General features: G+C 45.8%; 19 protein-coding genes and 1 pseudogene. 10 read left to right on the top strand and 10 right to left on the bottom strand.

The genetic code is table 11. The features are described from left to right. Nucleotides 1-85 precede the first annotated feature (85 nt). The 3 genes from QT979_RS07990 to QT979_RS07980 form a co-directional block, all read right to left on the bottom strand. Entirely contained in the window at nucleotides 86-982 is an 897-nt protein-coding gene (locus tag QT979_RS07990) for an alpha/beta hydrolase (RefSeq protein ID WP_333309110.1), read from the bottom strand. A 217-nt stretch (nucleotides 983-1199) separates the two neighbouring features. Next, complete coding sequence (gene dacB, locus QT979_RS07985; protein ID WP_445304762.1) at nucleotides 1200-2642, bottom strand: D-alanyl-D-alanine carboxypeptidase/D-alanyl-D-alanine endopeptidase; 1443 nt, start codon at nucleotides 2640-2642, stop codon at nucleotides 1200-1202. A gap of 81 nt (nucleotides 2643-2723) precedes the next feature. Next, on the bottom strand, nucleotides 2724-3050 hold the full coding sequence (locus QT979_RS07980; protein ID WP_333213042.1) for a (2Fe-2S) ferredoxin domain-containing protein: 327 nt from the start codon (nucleotides 3048-3050) through the stop codon (nucleotides 2724-2726). 244 nt (nucleotides 3051-3294) lie between these two features. Between QT979_RS07980 and QT979_RS07975 the strand changes: the two genes are divergently transcribed. From QT979_RS07975 to QT979_RS07960, 4 genes are all read left to right on the top strand, one after another. Then, complete coding sequence (locus tag QT979_RS07975) at nucleotides 3295-3756, top strand: CBS domain-containing protein (RefSeq protein ID WP_333213043.1); 462 nt, start codon at nucleotides 3295-3297, stop codon at nucleotides 3754-3756. A 120-nt stretch (nucleotides 3757-3876) separates the two neighbouring features. Then, nucleotides 3877-4551 (top strand): phycobilisome degradation protein NblB, encoded by a 675-nt coding sequence (nblB, locus tag QT979_RS07970; RefSeq protein WP_333213044.1) that lies wholly within the window; start codon nucleotides 3877-3879, stop codon nucleotides 4549-4551. A gap of 511 nt (nucleotides 4552-5062) precedes the next feature. After that, the gene (locus QT979_RS07965) at nucleotides 5063-6364 is read left to right on the top strand and encodes a CAP domain-containing protein (protein ID WP_333309107.1); all 1302 of its coding nucleotides are present in this window, start codon (nucleotides 5063-5065) and stop codon (nucleotides 6362-6364) included. 176 nt (nucleotides 6365-6540) lie between these two features. Then, entirely contained in the window at nucleotides 6541-6678 is a 138-nt protein-coding gene (locus QT979_RS07960) for a hypothetical protein (protein WP_333309104.1), read from the top strand. Between the two features lie 10 nt (nucleotides 6679-6688). On the opposite strand, the gene QT979_RS07955 is transcribed toward QT979_RS07960, so the two are convergent. Further along, a complete protein-coding gene (locus QT979_RS07955) occupies nucleotides 6689-8329 on the bottom strand; it encodes a bifunctional diguanylate cyclase/phosphodiesterase (RefSeq protein WP_333309102.1) in 1641 nt (546 codons plus the stop codon). A gap of 446 nt (nucleotides 8330-8775) precedes the next feature. Between QT979_RS07955 and QT979_RS07950 the strand changes: the two genes are divergently transcribed. Continuing rightward, complete coding sequence (locus QT979_RS07950) at nucleotides 8776-9306, top strand: adenylate kinase (RefSeq protein WP_333309101.1); 531 nt, start codon at nucleotides 8776-8778, stop codon at nucleotides 9304-9306. Between the two features lie 238 nt (nucleotides 9307-9544). On the opposite strand, the gene murQ is transcribed toward QT979_RS07950, so the two are convergent. Further along, nucleotides 9545-10459: an N-acetylmuramic acid 6-phosphate etherase gene (murQ, locus tag QT979_RS07945; protein WP_333309099.1), complete on the bottom strand. Its 915-nt coding sequence runs from the start codon at nucleotides 10457-10459 to the stop codon at nucleotides 9545-9547. Nucleotides 10460-10648: 189 nt separating this feature from the next. Further along, nucleotides 10649-11023 (bottom strand): DUF3110 domain-containing protein, encoded by a 375-nt coding sequence (locus tag QT979_RS07940; protein WP_333213049.1) that lies wholly within the window; start codon nucleotides 11021-11023, stop codon nucleotides 10649-10651. Between the two features lie 491 nt (nucleotides 11024-11514). Here QT979_RS07940 and QT979_RS07935 point away from each other — a divergent pair, with 491 nt between their 5' ends. The 5 genes and pseudogenes from QT979_RS07935 to QT979_RS07915 all read left to right on the top strand — a co-directional run bounded on the left by QT979_RS07935 (nucleotide 11515) and on the right by QT979_RS07915 (nucleotide 20634). Further along, nucleotides 11515-18240 (top strand): translocation/assembly module TamB domain-containing protein, encoded by a 6726-nt coding sequence (locus tag QT979_RS07935; RefSeq protein WP_333309097.1) that lies wholly within the window; start codon nucleotides 11515-11517, stop codon nucleotides 18238-18240. A 140-nt stretch (nucleotides 18241-18380) separates the two neighbouring features. Further along, complete coding sequence (locus tag QT979_RS07930) at nucleotides 18381-19526, top strand: clostripain-related cysteine peptidase (RefSeq protein WP_333309095.1); 1146 nt, start codon at nucleotides 18381-18383, stop codon at nucleotides 19524-19526. A gap of 162 nt (nucleotides 19527-19688) precedes the next feature. Continuing rightward, complete coding sequence (locus tag QT979_RS07925; protein ID WP_333213052.1) at nucleotides 19689-20054, top strand: hypothetical protein; 366 nt, start codon at nucleotides 19689-19691, stop codon at nucleotides 20052-20054. Nucleotides 20055-20165: 111 nt separating this feature from the next. Then, nucleotides 20166-20413 (top strand): annotated as a pseudogene (locus QT979_RS07920) (Rpn family recombination-promoting nuclease/putative transposase); the annotation flags it as partial. A 62-nt stretch (nucleotides 20414-20475) separates the two neighbouring features. Beyond that, nucleotides 20476-20634, top strand: a complete 159-nt coding sequence (locus tag QT979_RS07915) for a DUF4351 domain-containing protein (protein ID WP_333309094.1) — start codon at nucleotides 20476-20478, stop codon at nucleotides 20632-20634. Between the two features lie 97 nt (nucleotides 20635-20731). Here QT979_RS07915 and QT979_RS07910 read toward each other — a convergent pair whose 3' ends face one another. From QT979_RS07910 to QT979_RS07900, 4 genes are all read right to left on the bottom strand, one after another. Continuing rightward, nucleotides 20732-21235, bottom strand: coding sequence for a DUF2243 domain-containing protein (locus QT979_RS07910; RefSeq protein WP_333309093.1), 504 nt, complete (start codon nucleotides 21233-21235; stop codon nucleotides 20732-20734). Between the two features lie 251 nt (nucleotides 21236-21486). After that, nucleotides 21487-21690 carry a type II toxin-antitoxin system PemK/MazF family toxin gene (locus QT979_RS28990; protein ID WP_445304761.1) on the bottom strand — a complete coding sequence of 68 codons (204 nt, stop codon included), beginning with the start codon at nucleotides 21688-21690 and terminating at the stop codon, nucleotides 21487-21489. Nucleotides 21691-21755: 65 nt separating this feature from the next. Beyond that, nucleotides 21756-22004, bottom strand: a complete 249-nt coding sequence (locus tag QT979_RS07905) for a hypothetical protein (RefSeq protein WP_333309091.1) — start codon at nucleotides 22002-22004, stop codon at nucleotides 21756-21758. Between the two features lie 121 nt (nucleotides 22005-22125). After that, nucleotides 22126-22350: a hypothetical protein gene (locus QT979_RS07900; protein ID WP_333309090.1), complete on the bottom strand. Its 225-nt coding sequence runs from the start codon at nucleotides 22348-22350 to the stop codon at nucleotides 22126-22128. Between the last annotated feature and the right edge of the window lie 110 nt (nucleotides 22351-22460).

Genomic DNA, 22460 nt, shown 5'->3' with positions numbered 1-22460 from the left:
GTTTACATTTTGACATATTTGTTAAATTGATTTTACGCCTTTAACTATTGATTTAGCATAGTAAGTAAGGAAGAACCATTTTTTTCTATGCCAAAGCCACAGAAGGATAAGAATTTCTCAGAAAACTCAGCAATTCTCGATTCACCGTTTGCGGCGCTTCCTGCTGAATCCAGTGACCACAGTGAGGAACTAATTTTAACTTAAACGGAGCCGTAATTAATCTGTCTAAACCTTCTACAAGTTTGTGGCTCAAAAACGCATCTTCTTCTCCCCAAAGTACCAAAGTAGGCACTGTCACAGGTTCTAATTTCTGCCCCAAATTCCAAAGCCTCTGCGGGTGAAACATCTGCCGATAATAATTGATAGCGGCGGCTAATACTCCCGGCTTTTCTAAAGCAGTCTGATAAATCTTAGTTTCCTCAGCACTAAAAGATCCTTTGCGAACAGCTTGTCCTTGAAAAACATTGTGAACAAAATCTTTCAAGTTTTGCCGGATCAACAATTCCGGAATGCCGGGAACCTGAAATGCCAAAACGTACCAACTGCGGCGGATTTGATCTAAATTGCTCGCCATTTCCTGCATGAATCGCTGCGGGTGCGGAGCGTTTAAAATTGCCAAGCGGTTAAGTTGTTCGGGGAATTTTTGAGCTAAGTGCCACGCAATCGCCCCTCCCCAATCATGACCTACAACGTGAGCTTTTGTATAACCGAGGCTTGCAATCAAACCGCGAATATCCGCGCTCAGCGTATCTAAATCATAGCCGCTTTCCGGCTTGTCGGAATCGTTGTAGCCCCGCAAATCCGGCACTACCACCTTGAAATGACGCGCTAAAGCAGGAATTTGATGACGCCAAGAGTACCAAAACTCTGGAAACCCATGCAGGAGGAGAACGAGTTCGCCTTCTCCTTGAGAAACACAGTGCAGACGGATGTTATTGGTTTCGACAAAGATGTGTTGCTGTTCGGAATCTAAAGAATTCATAGTTGGAAAGTTAGACTTATTTTCGGGAAGTACAGAACCCGCCGACTGGTAGCAGGCTAAAACTTCCCAATGGTGTTAAATTTTCTACTTTTATTGTAGCTGCTTTTCGATCCCCGCCGCTGTAATCTAATTAAACTTAAAACTTGTAGGGCCTTGGGTTGTCCTGTGTTTTAGGTGTAACTACTGAGTTGAAGTTTATCACCTTAAATGTATTGTTTTAACAGCGGCGCAGGCGATTCAATAATAGCACAATTTCGTCCGTTGCCGATCGCATTTTTGCAGTCGATAGGTCAGATTGATTGACGATAATGCTAAACACCAGCGGCTCGTAATTCGGAACTTCGATATATCCCGACAGCGCCGAAACTCCGCTCATAGTTCCTGTTTTTGCTTGCATAATTACGCGATTTGGTGTAGTATTAAAGCGATTTTTCAAAGTGCCGCTCTCACCAGCGATCGGCAGTGACTGGCGGTAAATAGATGCAGTAGGTGAATTGGCCATAAATCTCAAAGTTTGCACCAAGGCTTCTGGAGTAATTAAATTGTGCCGAGACAAGCCGGAACCGTCGGCTAATATGTAGCTGTTTGGATTTACTCCTAATTGAGTTAAAACTGCCTTTACCTCTTTCAAACCGCTTTCACCTGTATCCTCTTGTGGCACAGGCACCTTGTCTGTAACTTTTCCCAGCAATCTCAATAAAACTTCTGCATAAAGATTGTTGCTTTCGCGATTAGTTTCTCTCACCAGTTCCGCCAGCGGCGGCGATTCAACGGTCGCTAATTCTTGATTTAAATTGCTAGAAGCCGATGCAACTAAAGCCTGTTTAACAGGAATTCCCTCAGCCGCCAGGGCTTGTTGAAAATACTGCAAAAAATTATTAGCGGGGTTGACAACTGCGACATAAGCTGATTCAGGTTCTGCACCAACTTTCAACTGTCCGCTGACTCGAATTATAGGTCGATCGAACTCCCGGCCAACTTCAATAAACTCGGATTCGTTTTCGGCGACTGTTACTGAATTGTTCTGAACTTGCCACTGATTTGCCAGCTTTGGTTCGGCAAAAGTAACTTTCAGAGGTTGCCCCAGAGCCTGTGGGGACAAGAGAAGGTCGATCGCGTTTTGATTGAAAATTAAACTGTTAATCGGCGCTCCGTAGCCAGCTTGCGCGTCTTCCCATTCCCAATTCGGATTGACTGCACTACCTTGAAAATAGCTGTCATCGCCAATCAACTGGTTAACTTGACTGATTCCCCGCTGCTTCAACTGCTGCGCCAAGGATTTCAACTGAGCCTCAGCAATGCTCGGATCTCCCCTGCCGGCAACGTACAAACTTCCATTTTCGCCGCTGTAAACCGATGTCTTAATCCGAAAATCGGCACCGAGTTTCTGCAAAGCAGCCGCTGTAGTTAGCAGCTTGGCATTTGATGCTGGAATAAAATATTTTTGGGCGTCGCGGCTGTAGAGAGTAGTAGTAGAAGATAGAGGTTGAATCAAAATGCCCCAGCGCGATCGACTAAATTCGGGACGGTTGGCGATCGCATCTACTTGCGCCCCCAATTCCCCCGGACAAATATCCCCAGCAACCGCCGACGTTTGAGCAGCAACCGCCGATGGACGCCCCAGAATTAGGACTAACAAACTAAGCGCAATTCCTTGGATTTTCAAAGTGTCAGTTCCTTAGCAATAACTATTAAAATTAGATGCGCCCGATCTTGGAAGTTTCACGGAATCAAGTCAATATTAATAATAATAACGCGCATGAATTCTCGGATTGAACAGCGCCTCTACAGGTTTTCCCCCTTTGAGGTGCTCTTCCACAATTAACAGTACATCACTCGGTTTAACTCGACAATACCAAATTTCGTCTGGGGTAACTCGTACAGTCGGGCCAGTGGTGCACTGTCCCTGACAGCTACAGGCTTCCACTTTCACCCCGGCAACTTGTTGAGCTTCAAAAGCAGCTAGCACTGCTGCTGAACCATTTTTCAGGCAAGATTGATACTGGCAAACCAATACACAGCGCGCTTCTGGTTGGGAGTCTGGTTCTCTGGCTGGAGATTCTGGCATTGGTAAGGATTTATCCGCTATTTAAGATATCTTAACAATCTTGTCAGGTCGATCGCCCGCTGGAGTCCGGCAAACGGCAGAATTTTATAGTGCGATCAAAAAAACAGCAAAATTCTGGCATTCAAACTTTTTCCTTCTTTACTACCTTCAAACCAATCCTTTCAGCAGAGCTGCCTTTCTTCAGTCTGTGTCACGCTTTGCCTATATGATCGATAAGGAGAGATAACTCAATCAACCGCTAATCATGCCAAAAACAGTAGCCGATGTAATGAGCCGCGAGCCGATTTTGGCGCGACCCGAAATGCCCTTGAACGAAGCGATTAAAATTTTAGCTGATCGACGCATTAGCGGTCTTCCCGTCGTAGATGAGAATGACTTGTTGGTAGGAGTCATCTCCGAAACCGACTTGATGTGGCGGGAAACCGGCGTAACTCCGCCCGCTTATATCATGGTGCTCGACAGCGTAATTTATTTGGAAAATCCCTCTCGTTACGAGCGAGAACTCCACAAAGCTTTAGGACAAACAGTAGGAGAAGCGATGAGTACAGACCCAGTTACCATCGGGCCCGACAAATCTATCCAAGAAGCTGCCAAACTGATGCACGATCGCAGTATCCATCGATTGCCGGTGGTCGATTCGGCGGGCAAAGTAATAGGCATCCTCACTAGGGGAGATATTATCCGATCGATGGCTGCGGAATCTTAATTAACTTTTGCAGTTCCAGGAGTGTATCAGAAAATGAGTCGATCACTCCTTAAATCTCGCTTGCTTTTGGCAATTACCAAATCAAAAATCAAAAATCAAAAATCAAAAATCAAAAATCCGATGAGCATTACCCCTGAGTCTGTCGAACAATTGCTGAATTCCGAGGATTTTGGCGAAAGACTGCGAGCAGTCAACCAACTGCGGCAACTAGAACCCGCGATCGCTTATAAACTGATTCAAATTGCGATCGGCGACAAAAACGTCCGGGTTCGCTACGCAGCAGTCAGCCAATTATCAACCCTCGGCACGCAGAATCTGGCGAACGCTTTAGAGGTACTGCGAAACAGCTTGAACAACGACCCCGAACCCGACGTGCAAGCAGCAGCAGCGGATGCTTTGGGCGCATTGAAATTAACTGATGCTTTAGAAGATTTGCAGCAAGTTTATAGCAGTACCTCTGAATGGCTCGTACAACTGAGCATCGTCGCGGCTTTGGGAGAAATGGGAGATCCGAAAGCCTTTCCGATGTTAGAAAATGCCCTGACTTCTGAAAACGAATTGATCCAAACCATTGCCATCAGCGCATTAGGTGAATTGGGAGATAAACGGGCGCTGCCGCTGCTGCTTCCCTACGCTTCCAATGCAGATTGGCAGATCCGTTACAGAGTCGCCCAAGCTTTGGGGCGGTTGGGCGGTGCAGAAGCACAGACAGCTTTGGAAATTCTCGCCAAAGATGAGGTTGAGCAAGTTGCTCAGGAGGCTAAAGTCGGACAAGAAAATGGTTTGAAATCTTGAGATTGCTTTTGTGATCGCGAACAAGCCTGCGCGGTTGTGAATTTTGAATGAATTTAGAATTTTTTGTGAGGATTCTACTAAAAACTCTGTTCGCGATCGCACACATATTTCAGAAACCCGGTTTCTTCCTATATTTCTTGTTCCTCTCTGCAAAACTCCTAGAAACCGGGTTTCTAGCCAGCCAGCCAGCGGGCTGGTTGCGTAGCGTAAACCTTACTGATCAGGAAAAATCTAAAATCTAAAATCTAAAATCTAAAATTGTATTGATGCCACGGGCGATCGCACATTCCTTTGAAACTCTCCTTAAATTCGAGCGTACTCTTCCCTTTCCCAATCAGAGCCAGCCTCTTGACATCCACACTTTGACAACAGCTATAATCAAAATAGATACAGCAGCGGCAGGGATTAACACAATTATTGAATTGTGTCCAGCCAACGATCGGGGAAACTATCGTTAAGACGGTAAGCCATCTACCAGCAAAACCAAGTCTTAAAACTGTTGATCATCCCCATGCTTGAACAATTACCAAATTCAGGTTCTCAGTCCTCGGACATTTTAACAGGAGAGCGATCTGCCTCTCAAATTGCCCCAACTTCAACCACCAATCAAAACTTTATTTATAGAGTTTTAGAACTTACAAACATCGAACGCGGCAAATTGAGTTTATCACCGCTAACCTTAAATACTCAGTTACTAAATGCGGCGGAAAATCACAGCCAAAACATGGCACTGCAAGACTTCTTTTCGCATACCGGAAAAGATGGTTCGTCATTCACCAATCGCATTACTACAACGGGCTATCAATTCTCAGCGGCAGCAGAAAATATTGCTGCGGGTTCTTCTACACCCGAACAAGTTGTATCCTCTTGGATGAACAGCAGCGGCCACCGGGCTAACATTCTTAACCCGAATCTCAAAGAAATTGGGATTGGTTACTATTTCTTAGCCGACGATACTGGCACAGAAAATTTCAATCACTATTGGACGCAAGTTTTTGCGACTTCTCTTGACGGTAGTGTCAATCCCGCACCGACACCTACTCCCACACCTACACCGACACCTACTCCCACACCTACTCCCAACACATTGGTATCGATTACTTCGCCAATACTCAATGCTATAGGGGACGGCAGCCCGACGACAGCACCCAAAAATACAGCCAGCGACGGCAATTATTTCCTATCAGATAGTGCCGATACTCAAATACCGACAAATGCTGCGGGATTGCCAATTTTTGCCCTTTCCGGCAAAGACAATATCACGGGGGGAGAAGGTGCTGATAGCATCAATGGAATGCAAGGTGCGGATACAATTAATGGCGCAGGCGGCAATGACAGCTTATCGGGTGGCAAAGAATCGGATTCAATTGATGGCGGTGTTGGCAATGATTTTATCAGCGGAAACAACGATAACGATCGACTAATCGGATCTGACGGTAACGATATTATTCGCGGCGGCAAAGAAGATGATGTCTTGATTGGCGGTAACGCCGACGATTTGTTGGCGGGCGATCGCGGTCAAGATATTCTGCTCGGCGGCGCTGGAAATGATACGTTTATTTTAGCAGGAGGTTTGTCTGCTTCGGCTACTTTAATTAGTGCCGATGTGATTACCGATTTTGCTATCGGGGATAATATTGGTTTGACTGACGGTATGGGATTTGCCAACTTGACTTTTGAAGCTGTGAGTTTGCAGTTGGATGGAGGTGCAAGTGTCGCTTCTACGGCGATTAAGTCGGGCAGTAATTATTTAGGAATCGTGCAGGGTGTAAGTCAAAGTCAGCTTACATCTTCTGTTTTTGTCAACGCCTAAAAAACAGCATACCCAGATTCCCGACTTCTTGGAGAAGTCAATCGATTTTAGATTTTAGATTTTAGATTTTAGATTAAAGAATTGAAGCATTGACCTCACGGATAAATTAGGGGGCTCCTTTATCGGATACAGGTTTTTTATTTCTGGACGGATGAATCTGGGGGCTTGTATCCTGGATGCTTTCGGTCAACTCAACCGCAGGCATGGGTACTGAGTTTACGATCGCATTATCAGTGAAAGCCAACTTAATCCGGTCAAGTCAGAGGTTTTTGCAAGCTGCCGTCATACCCTTCGGGTTGACGGTGAGTTCTTGACTGGTGCAGCTTAAAAGTGGGTAGCAAGAGCGATAGATGCTGCATCAGACTGAAACGACTCATTTAGCAGTTTGGCGATCGTATCAGCGTTAGCAGGGCGACTGAAGTAAAACCCTTGACCTTCATGGCAGCCTCGCGCTTGCAAGTAGTCACGCTGCTCCTTGGTTTCAATGCCTTCTGCGGTGATCGTTAATCGCAGACTTTTTGCCAGAGCAATGATTGCATCAGTAATGGTGGCGCTATCGGGGTTAGAAAGTACATCTTGGACAAACGATCGATCGATCTTGAGCATATTAACCGGAAACCGTTGCAGGTAGTTGAGGGAAGAATAACCTGTGCCAAAGTCGTCTAGGGCAAGGGACACGCCAAGTTCTCGCAGTTGCATTAAGGTTTTGACCGATCGCTCGATGTCAGTCATCAAGGCAGTTTCAGTCACTTCCAGTTCTAAATACGCAGCTTCGAGTTCGGTCTCTGCCAAAACTTGGCGAACCATCTCAACCAGATTCCCCTGCTCAAATTGTCGAGCCGACAGATTCACCGAAATCCGCAGCGCTGGCAGCCCAGCCAGTTGCCAGCTACGGGTTTGAGCGCAAGCCGTTCGCAAGATCCATTCACCAATGGGCACGATCTCGCCATTGGCCTCGGCGATCGGAATAAATTTTGCCGGAGAGACCAAACCCTCTGTAGAATGCTGCCAGCGAACCAGCGCCTCGGTTGCTGTCACCTGTCCGCTGTCGAGGTCGATCAGCGGTTGATAGTAAACCAGTAGTTCGTTACGATCCAGCGCTCCGCGCAGGCTATTTTCTAGGGTCAGTCGCTCCTGTAACTGAAGGTTCATTTCTGGTGAATAAAACTGATATTGACTCCGCCCTTGCTGGTTTGCCTGATGAAGTGCGAAGTGAGCTTGCTGGAGAAGTTGCTCTGCAGAATTGGTATTTTCTAAATGGTTCAATGTAATGCCAAGACTGGCGGTGAGGTGGATCGGTTGGCCCTCTACAGAGAAAGGTTTTGCTAGTGTACTCAGCAGCAGTTGGGATAGCTTGACCACACTCTCCAGCGAGGGGAGGTCGCTGCGAGCGATCGCAAACTCACCATCGCCCAAACGCGCCAAGACATCTGACCGATCCATGCACTGTACCACCCGTTGGGAAACGGCTCTAATTAGTAAGTCGGATATCCCAGGCTCCAACGCATGGCGCATCCCTGTGAAATCATCGATACCCAATACCAGAACTGCGACCATGGGTGAGTGATTTTGGGATCGGGTTTCATTCAGGCGATCGCAGAATAAATCACGATTTGGCAACCCAGTCAGTTGATCGTAGTGGGTAATGTAATCAATCAATTCATCTAGTTTGTAAAGCGTTTGTGAGGAATTTGCCATCAGCGTACCAACTTCATCATTAAACTCTGTGGGTAAGTTCGGCAATATTCTTGTATCGAGGTAGTTTTGTAGAGCCTCCGAGGTTAAGATTACCGGAACCAGGAGGTAGCGTAGCGTAGAAAGCGTTACTGCCGTACCCGCTAATGTCGCCAGCAGAGCAATCAGCAGAACCCGGACTGATGTCTCTACAGAGTAAGCGTTTGAGGTAAGAAACCAAACCATTAAGGTTAGCAAAGGAACGTGCGTGCCTAAAAATGCAACCACCATAATTTTGGCAGTGTAGCTTTTTTTTAGCCAGGGGAGATGGCCCAAGGATGAGTATAGGTTAAGGTTAGGCTTTTGTTGCATAGGACTCGGTTTAAAATTTTAAAGTTGGTAGAGTATCCAGCAGTCTCGTACTAGGTGCGTTGGCTCCAGAAACGGCTTTTTTAACTAAGGAGCGATCGCCTTAGATTTGACAGATATTTTACAAATCGATCGGCAATACCGGGCTACGATCGCTTGTCTGATAAAATATCCAAGTGATCGCTAAACAACAAATATATGTACTGACCCTAATCGCCTTTTTCAAAAACGTCAGTGATCCGCGCCACAAATCACAAAGTTGATTTTTCAAAAGCTACAAATTAGCTTGACATTCAGCTTTTAGTCCGCTACTGATAACTAATGACTGATAACTAATGACTACTAACTAGATTACTAAAAAGGGAACTATGAAAAAAGTAGCCGTGTTTGGCAATGCAGGAGGCGGTAAATCAACTCTCAGCAAGAGGTTATCTGAAATCACTGGTTTGCCACTTTACGCCTTGGATAAGATTCAATATCAATCTGGGGGTGCTGAGGTTCCAAATGAAGAATATAAGCATATCCATGAGAAAATTTTGGCTAGTGACCGATGGATTATAGACGGGTTTGGTTGTATGGAAACCGTCTGGCTTCGACTCAACGAGGCGGATAGTCTGGTTTTTGTCGATCTGCCACTATACGTGCATTTCTGGTGGGTGACTAAACGGCTGATTACAGGTAAGTTTATACCCCCAGAAGGCTGGCCGGAAAAGAGTCCTATCTTAAAGAGTTCAATTAATAGTTACCGTGTTCTTTGGTTGTGTCACAAATATTTGACTCCCAGATATCGGGATTATGTCGATCGCGCTCAAAATACCAAAAGTGTTTATCACATCAGATCCACTGAAGAGATTTCACAATTTTTTGAATCGATAGTGCAAATAACAGTTGACAGTTGACAGTTGACAGTTGTTAGCTGCTACCAATAACCAATAATATCATGTCCGATCTAGTCACCGCGATACCTTCGTCGGGGCGGGTTTATCGCATCTCTCATTGTTAATATAGATCGTTCCTTAACCTACTCCTACAGCAATTATGGGCGAAGCGAAGCGGAGGGAATTGACCGGACACGATCTAACTAATAATCAATAACTAATCGCCAATAACTAAGGACTACTGACTACTGACTACTGACTACTGACTAATTGATGCCACAGCCGATCGCAAATTCCCTTGAAACTCGCCCAAAATGCGATCACACTCTTCCTTCTCCAAATTAGTCCAGTGCATCATCAAAGCTAATTTAACCGACTTGCCACTTTTTTCGAGCAAAAAACCCGCCTCATCCCGGTTCAAATCAGTTAAATCCTGCAACATCCGCACAGCCCGATCGCGCAATTTCTTATTAGTCACTGCCACGTCAACCATTCGATTGCCGTAAACCTTGCCCAGCTTCACCATTACCCCAGTCGAAAGGATATTCAAAGCCATTTTTGTGACTGTACCGGCTTTCAAGCGCGTCGATCCCGCCACTACCTCCGGGCCAACCAACAACCGAATATCAACATCAGCCTCAAAATTCACTTGTTCGACGGGTACGCAAGCCATAAACACAGTTTTCGCCCCCCGCTGGCGCGCCGCCTGCAAAGCGCCCGCCACAAACGGCGTCGTACCTCCAGCCGTAATGCCGACAACCACATCTAAGTTGGTAATTTGACGGTGGGCGATCGCCTCGGCCCCATCCTCAGCCCGATCCTCCAAATCCTCCGAACTCCGCACCAAAGCCCCCGCACCCCCGGCAATTATGCCCTGTACGAGTTCTGGTGGCGTGCAGAAGGTGGGGGGACACTCGGCCGCATCCAGCACCCCCAAACGCCCGGAAGTACCCGCACCGACATAAAACAGGCGACCTCCTTGACGCAGAGACTCGGCTGCAATGTCGATCGCTTGGGCTAACTGTTCGCGGGCACGGGCGATCGCGCTTAAGGTTTCGGCGTCTTCCCGGTTGAACAAGTCCACTAATTCGATCGAACTGAGTTGGTCTAAATTCTCGCTGTTGGTATTCACCTGTTCAGTCAGCAGATGGCCCCGTTCTTCCAAATTCTTCATTTTTTGTTAGTTGTTAATTGTCAGTTGTCGGCTAGTCCGTGGAGGGGGTAGGCACGGGGACACTACCCCTACAAAACGATGATTTCCCTGAGAATGAAACCGCCCTGCCTTCTTCCCTTTTCCGTCTTCACCTCGAATCTCAATATCCATCCGTTAAATCCCGTATACTACTCGTTGCCGAACTTCCTATTACAAAAGTCCTTCGAGTCGGCGGCGAATAGAATCCAGTTCGTTTTGGGAAACCTCAGAATCAGGTTCTGGTTCGGGCTCGGACTCCGGCTGCCACTGAGTCTGTGTTACATTGTCTTCTGGCGGAATAGCCAGCGCGCCCGCGGGGACAAGTTCCCAATCATAATCAACACTGTCGCAGAACTCCTTAATTTCCTCCTCGTCGATCGCCTCGACAGTGGGCTCGGGGAAATCCTGAGCTTCCAACATCACGCCAAAGCGGGTGGCGTCGTCTTCTGACTCAAACATCAGAACTTTGTTGCGATCGCCGAGTTGAATGGTATGAATTCCCTCATTCTCGGTGCGGGCATTGAAGAGTAAGACGAACACTCGCATAAGTTTTAAAGACCTTCTTAACCACCGTTTTTTTATCTTAGAAGCGATCGTGCGATTTTAGATTTTAGATTTTAGATTTTAGATTGACTGTCGATTTTAGGTGGTGTTGCGTGTTTTGATTAAGTTCGGTAAAGGTTTCTAGAGTCTACTCTGGAGTGGGGGCGTGTTTAGATTTTAGATTTTAGATTTTAGATTTTAGATTGACCACCGATCCTGCACTGCGGGGGGAATCTAGAGGATTTGGAGGAGTTGGAGGACTTGGTTTTAGGTGGTGTTGCGTGTTTTGATTAAGTTCGGTAAAGGTTTCTGGAGTCTACCCTGGAGTGGGGGCGTGCCTTTTGCCTGCGATCGATCCGGGGATCGGCACTTCCGACCTCACTTCTGAGTCTACCAAAGGCAGAAGCCACCCTGGCGAATCACAGAGATTATACCTGTCTAAAATCGGCTGATTTCCTATAATTCCTGAATTCTCTGATTTTTGAGAAACACCCATGACTAACTCCGACGATAACAAAAATCAACTCGCACCCCGTCCCCATCGCCGCTGGTGGCGTCTGCTGCTGCTTAGCGGTACGGGATTAAGTATTCTCGCCTTGGTGGGGGCGGCGGTAGGATACCAGTGGGTGCGGGAAAAGTTAGCTCCTTTGGTGGAAACGGAAGTCAGTCAGTTGCTGAAGCGACCTGTGCAACTCGGACGTTTGGAGGGATTTTCTCTGACAGGTTTGCGGTTTGGCCGATCGACTTTACCTGCAACTCCTACCGATCCCGATTACGCTTCTACAGAAGCAGTGGAAGTGCAATTTTCAATCTGGCCACTGCTGTTCAACCGCACTCTCAAATTAGACATTACCTTAGTTAAACCCAGCGCTTATATCGAACAGGATGCTCAAGGCCGCTGGGTTAATATTCCAACTAGGGAGCAAAAATCTCCGGGTTTATTTAAAACTGAAGTTGAGGCAATTCGAGCTGAAAATGTTGGCGCAGTTTTGGTCCCTAGTCCCGCAGTCGGACAGAAAACTTCGGCTCCTATTTCTGTAAATCTGAAAAATGGCAGTGCTCTATTTCGCGACCAAAATCAGCGCGTTCTCTACGAAGTAAACGGTCAGTTTACTAACAGCGATAATTTTATACTTAAAGCTGACTCTATGTTACCAGCAGCTCAAACTAACCTGCAGTTGCAAGGTCAAAATTTGCCTTTGCCCGACCTCGCTCGCTTGCTAAAACTTTCCAGCATTTCTTTACAAAAAGGTCTTGCTAATGGCAATTTGACCGTGCAAGTGCGAGACAATAAAGTATCGGGAATTACCGGAACGGCTAGTTTTGGAGGAGTGCAAGCGAGTATTCGTCCGCTGAAACAAATCATACAAAATAGCAGCGGTCAGTTGCGGTTTCAGGGAACTAATTTTATTGTCGATAGTCTGGCGGCTAATTACGGTCTAATTCCGCTGAGAATAGCAGGCACTGTTGCCACGGGAACTAATTTTAATTTGGAGAACGCTAGCTTCAATCTAACAACTAATGTGCAACCAGTCGCTTTTGCAAGTGTTGTCAGCGCGGTGGAGACAGAGTTAGGGCAGAAAGTTGTATTGCCCGTTGCTGTGGCGGGGGAAGTGAAGGCGGATGCCAAGCTGACTGGAACAGTTGCAATGCCGGTGCTGACAGGTACGATCGCCTCGACAAAACCCGCTACGGTCGATCGACTGCAATTAAACAATATTAGCACTAATTTCAAATTGGAACGGGGGAGAATAGCTCAAACCCCAACTCCCAATTCTAAATCTTCTATTCCCCCGTTTTCCTCTTTAGGTTTGACTTTGAGCGATATTTTGCTAGTGCCGGCGGCGGGGGGTAAAATTGGTGGCAAAGGTGAAGTTGATATTGCCTTGGGAAGTGAGAATTCGCGATCGGGTTTGGTGTTTGACTTCCAAGTTGAAAATGTACCCGGAGACGCGATCACCCAAATTTACGCTCTCCCAATTCCTGCTGGTGTTAATATTGGCAATGTCTCCGCAAAAGCTCAAATTTTCGGCCCGTTAGACAACATTCAAGCGAGAGTTCAATGGCAAGCACCGCAAGGAACTTTCCCCGCTGCAGGCGAAATTCGAGCCGCAAGGAATTCGGCTGATTTGCAAAATACAGTTGTGAAAATTGGCAACGCTTCTGTTAACGTGGATGCTGCGCTAAAAGACCGTCAGTGGCAAGCTTTGATCGAGGGCGATCGCGTGGATCTCAACAGTTTGCAGCAAGTGCTGCCCGACCTTAATTTGCCTCCTGAACTAACCGGTTTGTTCAGCGGAACCGTCGAAGCTGCGGGAACTCTGGACGATTTGAGTTTAAATGCGATCGCTGCGACAGGCAAAGGAAGGTTGAATATTGCTGACAGTATTGTTGATGTTAATGGCGAACTAGAATCGGGGAAATGGCAAGTTTTTGGCAACACTGAAAAAGTAGCTGTCAATCAATTAATTGATATTGGATTGCCGTTTTTAGCACGGGAAACGACCGCAGATATAGACAATCTAAAATCCAAAATCCAAAATCTAAAATCGTTAGGCGGGCAGCTAGCAGGTGAATTTCGAGTGGGGGGCAATGTTGACAATTTAACTGCTGGCGGAATCAATGTTAATGCCAACGGTAGGCTCAATTTTGCCGACAGCAATGTGAATTTAAACGGAGAATTGGTGGCGGGAAACTGGCAAGCAACAGCACAAACAGATCGCACTTCCATCGACCGCTTAGTAGATTTGACACTGCCGATTTTAGATGTGGCTTCAGCATTCAATCCCGAAAATCAGCAATCTGCAAATCTCAATAATCTAAAATCCAAAATTCAAAATCTAAAATCGATTGACGGACTGCTATCGAGTCAATTTACAGCATGGGGAAGTCTTGACAATTTGACGGCTAGCAGTATCAATGCCAGCGGCAACGGCAGACTCAATCTTGCCGGCAGCAATGTTAATTTTAAAGGAGAATTGGTGGCCGGAAACTGGCAGGGAACGGCAGAAACAGATCGCACTTCCATCAGCCGCTTGGTAGATTTAGGATTGCCGATTTTAGATGTGGCTTCAGCATTCAATCCCGAAAATCCCCAAACAGTAGCCAACATCAACAATCTAAAATCCAAAATCCAAAATCTAAAATCGTTAGACGGACAAATATCTAATCAAATTCAAGCCAGCGGTAGTCTTGATAATTCAACCGCCGCTGACATAGGCGTCAGCAGCAGCGGAAAACTCAATATAGGGGACGGTACTCTTGCTTTTAGAGGTAAATTAGAAGACAGACGCTGGCAAGCTTTCGCCGATGCCGATCGAGTTATTCTCAGTCGCTTAGCACTAGATTTGGGAATACCTATTTTAGATGTAGCTTCAGCATTTAATCCCGGAAGTCAGCAAACTGCCAACATCAACAATCTAAAATCCAAAATCCAAAATCTAAAATCGATTGACGGCAGAGTTAACGGCGAATTCCAAGCAGCGGGTAGTTTGGATAACTTGACAGCGAAGGGAATTAATGCTAGCGGAGAAGGAGTGATTGTGGTCGATCGACTCGGGGCGATCGATACTACAGCAAAATTGGAAAACGGCAACTTGCAAGCATTGCTGGAAACCAACGGAATTGCCGTCAGTAATTTAGAACAAACCCTCAAACAAACAGGTTTGCTGACAGCGGATTTACCACCAGAAATTAACGGAACCCTCGACGGCAAAGTCCGCATTTTGGGAACAGTAGACAATCTAACCGCCAACGGCATCACCGCCAACGGCGACGGACAAATTCGACTCGCCAACGGCGGAGGAATTGTCAATGCTAAAGGCCGCGCCGCATCGGGGAATTGGCGCGCGTCAATTGAGGGCGAGCAAATTGCTCTAAGTCGCTTCCAGCAAGCTTTTGAGTCGCAGCGACAAAGCTTGCAAACCGGAGGTGTAGTCTCTGGTGTCCAAAATCTCCCCCAGCTTGGAGGGCTGTTTAACGGCAATATCAATTTATCCGGCCCGATTGCGGCGGGCACGGGGGCACCGCCCCTACAAAATGTTCGCGCCGGTGGCAGTTTCCGCATCTCGGAATTGCCGTTTTTGAACCAACCTTTTGAGGCAGTATTTAATTGGGACGGCAAACGGGTGGAAATTGAGAACGCTACAACTCCGGGTTTGACAGCAAACGGCTTTGTTAACGTCGAACTCGAAGGTAGAGGAGGGCCCTCAATTTCCAACTTAGATTTGGATGTCAGACTCGCCAACTTTAACCTGGAAGCCTTACCAGCAGAACAACTAGGATTTTTGTCTACAATTGCGGACAAAAATTCCTCACAGCAAAACCCACCCCTGCGCGGCAATGTAGATTTTACCGGCAGCCTTACCGGAACCCTCGCCGCCCTCAGCTTAGTTGGCGACGTGGAAGTCCGAAATTTAGCAGTAAATCAAATCGCTTTTGACCCGGTACTGGCGGGGAGTGTGAATGCGGATGCTGGGAAAAGTGTAGATTTGCGTTTGGCCGGTCGCCAAGACAAAATCGAAGTAGCTTTAAATCAATCTTTTCTGCCGACATCTTTCTTAATTCAACGCGGGGAATCCGTGGCTAGGGGCCAAACCGAGGGAGAAACTTTGGGAGTTAATTTAAGCGATTTTCCCCTCGCTGCTTTGAATCTATCACCCGGTAAAGATGCTGGTTTGGGGCCGATAACTGGTACGGTTTCGGGACAAGTAAATGTGCCCGGTTGGAAGATGCCGTTAAATCCGGCGACTTTGCAAGCAAGTGGACAAATTGCGATCGCCCAACCGGCGATCGGCTACATTAAAGGTGACAGTTTCCAAGCCGAATTTAGCTACGCTAACGGCAGCGCCACTCTCACAAATGGCATATTCCGCCAAGGCAGCGGTCAATACTTAATTTCCGGCAATGTTCAAACAGGCGCCAACCCGCAATTTGCCGGGAAAGTTAACGTACAGCAAGGCAATTTGCAGCAGATTTTAACCGCTTTGCAATATTTCAATTTAGGCGACTTGGCTAGAGGCCTAAAACCTCCCGTTTACGCTAGCGCCGCCGACGTGCAAACTGTAGGAGTGGGAGAACCAGAAGCCCCGCTAATCGAACAGTTGCGCCGCTTGGCAGAAATAGAAGTAATTTTGCAGCAGCAAGCAGTGGAAACATCAGAAAAATTGCCTCCCTTATCCCAATTGCAAGGCACTTTTGGTGCGGAAATTGCTGTCGCCGGTTCTTTGCAAACGGGTGTGGAAGCTCAATTTAATGTGAAAGGTGATAACTGGCAGTGGGGAGAATATGTCGCTGAAACGTTCAGCCTTGAAGGCAGTTTTCAGGACGGAATCTTAACTGTTTTGCCTTTGGAAATTCGATCGGGCAAAAGTGCGATCGGCTTTTCGGGACAAATCGGGCAAAAAGCTCAATCCGGGCAGTTGCGGGTAGAAAATGTGCCCGTTGAAGAGTTGGCAGAACTGGTGGAATTGCCTTTTGTGGATGTCACGGGAAATTTGAATTTGCGGGCGAATTTGGCCGGCAGTTTGGAAAACCCGCAAGCCACCGGGGAATTGAGTTTGGTTGACGGTACGCTAAACGGAGAACCGATTAAACAAGCCGACGGCAGTTTCAGTTACAGCAACGCCCGCCTGAATTTTGGCGGCAGCGCTTTGGTAACTCAAACCGAACCGATTGAAGTGCAGGGAAGTTTGCCTTTTGAGTTGCCGTTTGCAGCCGTGAAAGCTGACAGCAATCAAATCGATTTGAGGGCGAATTTGCAAAATGAAGGTTTGGCAATTATTAATGTATTGACTCCGCAAGTTGCGTGGGTCAGCGGTCAGGGACAGGTGCAAATTCGCGTGGGAGGAACGCTGCAAGACCCTGTAGCGCAAGGAATTGCGAATTTTGACAATGCAACCGTCCGCGCGCAAGCCTTCCCAGAACCGCTGACGGGGCTGACTGGGACGGTGCGCTTTGAGGGCGATCGTATTCGGGTAGAAGGAATTCGGGGACAGTTGAGTCAGGGAGAAGTTGTCGCCCAGGGCGTGATTCCGCTGTCTGTGCCTTTTGCGGAGGGCGATGTCGATGTGGCTAATCCTTTGACTGTAAATTTAGACAAGTTGGCAGTGAACCTCAAAGGATTGTACAGCGGCGGCGTAGTCGGTCAAGTGCAGGCAAGGGGCACGGCTAGGCGTCCGCAGTTGAGCGGTAATATTGAACTGTACAACGGCGAAGTATTTCTCCGAAGTCCCGGCGGCGGCCGAACTGAGTTAGCTTCTTCCTCTTCTGCTTCTGATTCTGATTCGACATCTTCCCCTTCCCCTGCGACTGAGGTTTCTGATTCCCCTTCTGCTGCGACTTCCCCTTCCCCTTCCCCTTCCCCTTCCTTTGAAGTTGGATTGAACGATTTACGACTGAATTTGGGCCGGGGAATTCGGGTCACAAGTGCGCCGATATTGAGTTTTCAGGCGACTGGGGGCTTGACGGTGAATGGAACTCTAGATGACCTTCGCCCGGAGGGTACAATTCGGTTGACTTCCGGGTCGGTGAATTTGTTTACAACGCAGTTTAGACTCGATCGAGGATACCCGCAGACTGCTACCTTTGTACCAACACAAGGACTCGATCCGACGCTGGATGTGAGATTAGCAACCTCGGTGCAGGAAGTAACGCGGTTCCGCACTCCCGGCACATCTGTAGCCTCTGAAATCGCAGACGAACCGACAACTTTCGGCAGCGTGCGGAGTGTCCGAGTTCAAGCGTTAGTGCAGGGAAGGGCTTCTCAGTTGGGAGAAAATCTGGAGTTAAGGAGTTCTCCGAGTCGATCGGAAACAGAGATTGTAGCGCTCTTGGGCGGCAGTTTCGTGCAGACTTTGGGACAGGGAGACAGTACACTGGCGATCGCAAATTTAGCCGGTGCGGGTTTATTGAACAACCTTCAATCGGCGATTACCAACGCCACAGGATTGAGCGAATTTCGCTTATTTCCCACTCGGATTAGAGGCAACGAAGCACAAAGTGCTAGTTCCAGTTCAGGTGCGGGTTCTCTCGGTTTAGGTTTAGAAGTTGGGTTTGACATCACGCGCAATATTTCAGCATCAATCATTCGAGTTCTGTCAGCAAATCAACCGACTGAATTTACTGTGCGCTATCGATTGAGCGATAAACTTTTACTCAGAAGTTCCAGTAATTTTCAAGGAGACAATCGCGTCACTGCTGAATATGAATTGAGGTTTTAGTTAGCAAAAAATACAGTCTAAAAAAAGCTGAATATCCTCAATCAGGAGCCGAACAAGTGAAAAGGAGAGAAGCACTAAAATTGGTAACAGTAAGCATGAGTTCTTTAATAGGGACAATATATTACTCGGGAGACCAATATATGCTTGGAAGTACGGTCAAAAATCATTATGACTGGATATTACTATACTGGATGCCCTATGACAATAATCTCTCAAGATTCGGACAACCAATTATTCAAATGCTAAGTAAAGGTGTAAAAAATGACAAGGTTTTGGTCGTAGTACAATCAGACTTTAGTGGCTCAGCAAAAGTTTCTAGAAGCATCATTAGCCCAGGTAAAGTTGATACGCAATACTTAGAAACAGCAGATAGTAGTAGCCCAGAAGTCTTGAGTGAGTATCTGATTTGGGCACAATCTCAATTTCAAGCCAGACGCTGGGCTATTGTGTTTTTAGGTCATAGTGGAACGCTTATGGAAATCAGCCCCGACGAACATCCCACCTCCCCTTTAATTTCAGAAATTAGATGGATGAATCTTCAAAAAATAAATCAAGTTATCTTTAATTTTAACCAATCTGTAAAGGGAAATTTAGAATTATTATTTTTCCAAAATTGTAATAAAGGAAATATTGAAGTACACCATACCTTCCAAAATACTGCTAAGTATACGCTTTCATCTCAGCTAGAACTTGGAGCGCCCAATTACTATTATGAGAAATTGTTAAGTGATTTGAGCGATTATCCAGACATTGATGGTTCTCAGCTAGCTAAAAAGATTATGGATTATGAACAGCCTAATATGTACCATAGTTTGACATTAACTAACAATCATTATTTTCGTTATTTGCAGGAAAAAGTTAATGTTGTGATTGATTCTATTTTGCAAGCAGATATTGCACCTGTGAAAGTTTTTATCTCCTCAATTTTAGGGTCGGGAGTCAATTTTCCCAATAACAATACTGTAGTAGTTTATCGTAACTTTGGAGAAACCTTTGTTGATTTCGGAAAGTTTTTACAAAAACTTACCCAATTATCAGGTGCAAGTCCGTCAGCTTGTAACGATTTACTGTTATTTTTAAATAATTTTCTCATTCAGAGAGTGCAACAGAATGGTGAATTACTTGACTTAAGAATTAGACATAAGTATAAAAACTTATCAGGCTTAGGTTTATTCTTACCTAGAAATCGGCAGAAACTGGAAAAGTATTTGTATTTATCGGTTTATTCAGACTTAAAGCTTGTAGAGCTTTTTGAGGCAGTTGTATTCGAGACAAAAAAGAACTAAAGATATTGGGGATATTTTACTTTCCCGACTTCACAGAAGCAGTCTGGGAGGTAAAAGAACAGCCAGCATTCGCTCCCAATTCCCACTTCCCAATGCTATAATAGTAACAGCAGCAAATTGGTGCTGCAAACCCCGCACACAAGGTTATAGGAGTTAAGTCAAATGGCAAACAAACTCCAAGTCAATACACAGCCGATCGGCTACAGCGACTTTTACTGGAACCGCTTTAGTCCGAGAGTTGCGACTATCAGCAGTGTCCGCAACGCCAATCACTGGGACGGCGGATTTATCACCTATATTGCATTTCCCACAAAAGTAGAAGCTACAGCAGCAATGAAATATTTGCTCTTGAATCAAAAAGCTGCTGATGTCGATATGCGGAAAGCCAAGCGAATGAAAGCAAAAGGCATTCGGTGGGAACTCAAAATTCGGGGTTTAGCTTTTAATGAAGTGCTGAAGCTTGCGACGATGGATATAACTGGAAAGCTAGTTATGTCGCCTGCAGCTACTACTCAAGCCACAGGCTGATAATTGAAAAACTTCGTAGTTGCGCTAAGGGTGGTAAAGCGCAACTACCAACCTAAAAATCCCTAAAATATTGCATTTTCCTTCTTCCTTGTTCCCTCTTCCCTCTATAATATGCGTTTCATCAGCCCCAAAACAGACTTTGCATTCAAAAGAATATTCGGATCTGCCGAACATCCAGAAATTTTAATCAGTTTCCTAAATGCAATGCTGTATAACGGAGAACCAACAATCCAAGAATTAGAAATAATTGACCCTTATTCAGCAGGAAGCGTTACAGGATTCAAAGACACTTACCTGGATGTCAAAGCCAAGATTACCGACAAAAAACCGTGATTGTTGAAATGCAGGTACTAAACGTCGCCGCCAAGGAATCGAACAAGGAATCAAAAGGGGTAAAATTGACGGGTAAATAGGATTAATTATGCGTCCGATCGTGCGACGGGTGGGTGATGTTACACTGGAAGTTCAAACTAGCATCCAGGGATTATCTGCGGAACAGTTAGATGATTTGCGAGAAGCTTTGTTGGATTTTAGGAGTCAAGAGGATTTGATTGTCTGGTTGCAGTCGGCTGCTGAATGAACTGATTAGTTAAAAAGAGACTCAACGGTTGAAACGGTCGAGTCTTATCGGAAATTTTTAACGCGGATTTGGTATAATTCTCAATCTCTGCATTCATTTAAACTTTAGTATCTGCGGGAACTTCCCTCTGTACCAGCATCCAACCTAACAGCGCTAAAGTAAGACCGAGGACGAGAAATCCTAAATCCCAAGCTAACTCGTTGATACCGGGTTTGACGTGGTGGATTCCCAAAATTTGATGGTCAACAATGCCTTCAACAAAGTCAAACAATCCAGCACCAATTAATATTGAACCCAAAAAAGTTTGAGTTGACAAAGGAACATCTTTGCGCTTCACAGCACTCCACAAACAGAAGATTCCCGCCACTGTTACCAACCAATCCGCAGCGTGAAACAATCCATCTCCGAGGGTATTTAATTCTAAACCGGCAACAGTAGCATCGGTTTTAATGCTGCTAAACATATGGTGCCACTGGAGGAGTTGGTGCAGCACTATGCCGTCAAAAAAGCCGGATTGACCGATACCGAGGAGAATTCCTGCGATAATTAGAGGTTGGCGGTTGTTAACAGCGGTGGCTGGTGAGTTTGTGCGCTCGTCCAATGGAAAACCTCCGATGCTTTAAATGCTGAGCCTGGGTCTGTGAAGGGATTTGCCAGTACATTTTGTAGTTTTGCTGGGGAGGAAGGGCGATCGCATCACCCGCGAGATAGATTTCTGGATACTCTTGATGCTTAATGCCAACTACAAATCTAGTTTATAATTTGATTAACTATTCATCAACAGTCATATTCTCAAACAAAATAGGTTGAATTCGCCTCAAAACTTCCTCAATTATATCTGATCGACATTCACTAAGAAAACTTGCTTGCCTTGGGCGATAATCTTGCATAACGGAGTTGATCCGTCATAATTACACCTGTTATCGCTTCACCTTCTGGAATGGGAAGATAAAACGAATTTTTGCGTTGTGTGTTACTAATGGGACAGACGAACACAAACCCCATTTTTCGGTTAAATTTAGTTTGACTCACCACCAGTGCAGGCCTAGTCCCCATTTGTTCGTGTCCTGCTTGAGGATCAAAATTGAGGCGAATAAAATGACCTCGTTCGGGGATATAGTTTACCAAACTTCCTCTCCTTCTGGTTTTCCCCAAAAGACTTCTTCGCTAGATTCTATTTCGCCTGCTAATAATTCATCTAGGGTATACTTTGATATTTTATTATTTACAGGCTCTATGACCAGTTTCCCATTTTCTATGCTGCAAATTACTGAATCTTCGGCTTTAAGGTTGAGAAACTTTACTATGTAGTCTGGTATTGGCAAAGCCAAGGAATTACCTAATTTGCTGATGTGTATTTTGGCTGTCATACATTTGCGATGTTAACACTCAGGTTTATTTATTGTAACAGAATATTGGGCGGGGTGGGTTTATTGAGATTGCTGTTTATAAACATAGAGGTTGGTGAACCCGCCCTTACATAACCTTTGTCTATGCAAATACTGCTTCTACGGCTTTCGGCAATGCGATGGGTACGAAATATGCGACTGGATACAAATAATCTTCACCTGATTCATCAATAACTCGGATCAATTGATGTTCCGCAGCGCGATTATCCGGTATTATTTGGTAGACTTTTCGTACTTCCAAGGATGCTTGATAGTCTTGATTGTTAATGCAAACTACAAATTGTGTTTCTAAGTTATGGGGATTCATGACTCTTCCTATAAAATATATTTGATTTTGATTTCTTTTTTTCCAATGCCGTGTGCTTCATACCAATGTAGCTTAGCTTTTCAGGCTGTACAATCAGTAAGGATAATTGT

Source organism: Microcoleus sp. w2-18bC1 (genome assembly GCF_036700365.1).
In the GTDB taxonomy this organism is placed as follows: Bacteria; Cyanobacteriota; Cyanobacteriia; order Cyanobacteriales; family Microcoleaceae; genus Microcoleus.
The sequence above is the reverse complement of the archived record's forward strand: the minus strand, read 5'-3'. Positions and strand labels throughout refer to the sequence as shown.

Coding starts and splice junctions, on each gene's coding strand:
- QT979_RS07990 (WP_333309110.1), bottom strand. CDS start 982: ATGAATTCTTTAGATTCCGAACAGCAACACATCTTTGTCGAAACCAAT.
- QT979_RS07980 (WP_333213042.1), bottom strand. CDS start 3,050: ATGCCAGAATCTCCAGCCAGAGAACCAGACTCCCAACCAGAAGCGCGC.
- QT979_RS07975 (WP_333213043.1), top strand. CDS start 3,295: ATGCCAAAAACAGTAGCCGATGTAATGAGCCGCGAGCCGATTTTGGCG.
- nblB (WP_333213044.1), top strand. CDS start 3,877: ATGAGCATTACCCCTGAGTCTGTCGAACAATTGCTGAATTCCGAGGAT.
- QT979_RS07965 (WP_333309107.1), top strand. CDS start 5,063: ATGCTTGAACAATTACCAAATTCAGGTTCTCAGTCCTCGGACATTTTA.
- QT979_RS07960 (WP_333309104.1), top strand. CDS start 6,541: ATGCTTTCGGTCAACTCAACCGCAGGCATGGGTACTGAGTTTACGATC.
- QT979_RS07955 (WP_333309102.1), bottom strand. CDS start 8,329: ATGGTGGTTGCATTTTTAGGCACGCACGTTCCTTTGCTAACCTTAATG.
- QT979_RS07950 (WP_333309101.1), top strand. CDS start 8,776: ATGAAAAAAGTAGCCGTGTTTGGCAATGCAGGAGGCGGTAAATCAACT.
- murQ (WP_333309099.1), bottom strand. CDS start 10,459: ATGAAGAATTTGGAAGAACGGGGCCATCTGCTGACTGAACAGGTGAAT.
- QT979_RS07940 (WP_333213049.1), bottom strand. CDS start 11,023: ATGCGAGTGTTCGTCTTACTCTTCAATGCCCGCACCGAGAATGAGGGA.
- QT979_RS07935 (WP_333309097.1), top strand. CDS start 11,515: ATGACTAACTCCGACGATAACAAAAATCAACTCGCACCCCGTCCCCAT.
- QT979_RS07930 (WP_333309095.1), top strand. CDS start 18,381: ATGCTTGGAAGTACGGTCAAAAATCATTATGACTGGATATTACTATAC.
- QT979_RS07925 (WP_333213052.1), top strand. CDS start 19,689: ATGGCAAACAAACTCCAAGTCAATACACAGCCGATCGGCTACAGCGAC.
- QT979_RS07915 (WP_333309094.1), top strand. CDS start 20,476: ATGCGTCCGATCGTGCGACGGGTGGGTGATGTTACACTGGAAGTTCAA.
- QT979_RS28990 (WP_445304761.1), bottom strand. CDS start 21,690: ATGGGGACTAGGCCTGCACTGGTGGTGAGTCAAACTAAATTTAACCGA.
- QT979_RS07905 (WP_333309091.1), bottom strand. CDS start 22,004: ATGACAGCCAAAATACACATCAGCAAATTAGGTAATTCCTTGGCTTTG.
- QT979_RS07900 (WP_333309090.1), bottom strand. CDS start 22,350: ATGAATCCCCATAACTTAGAAACACAATTTGTAGTTTGCATTAACAAT.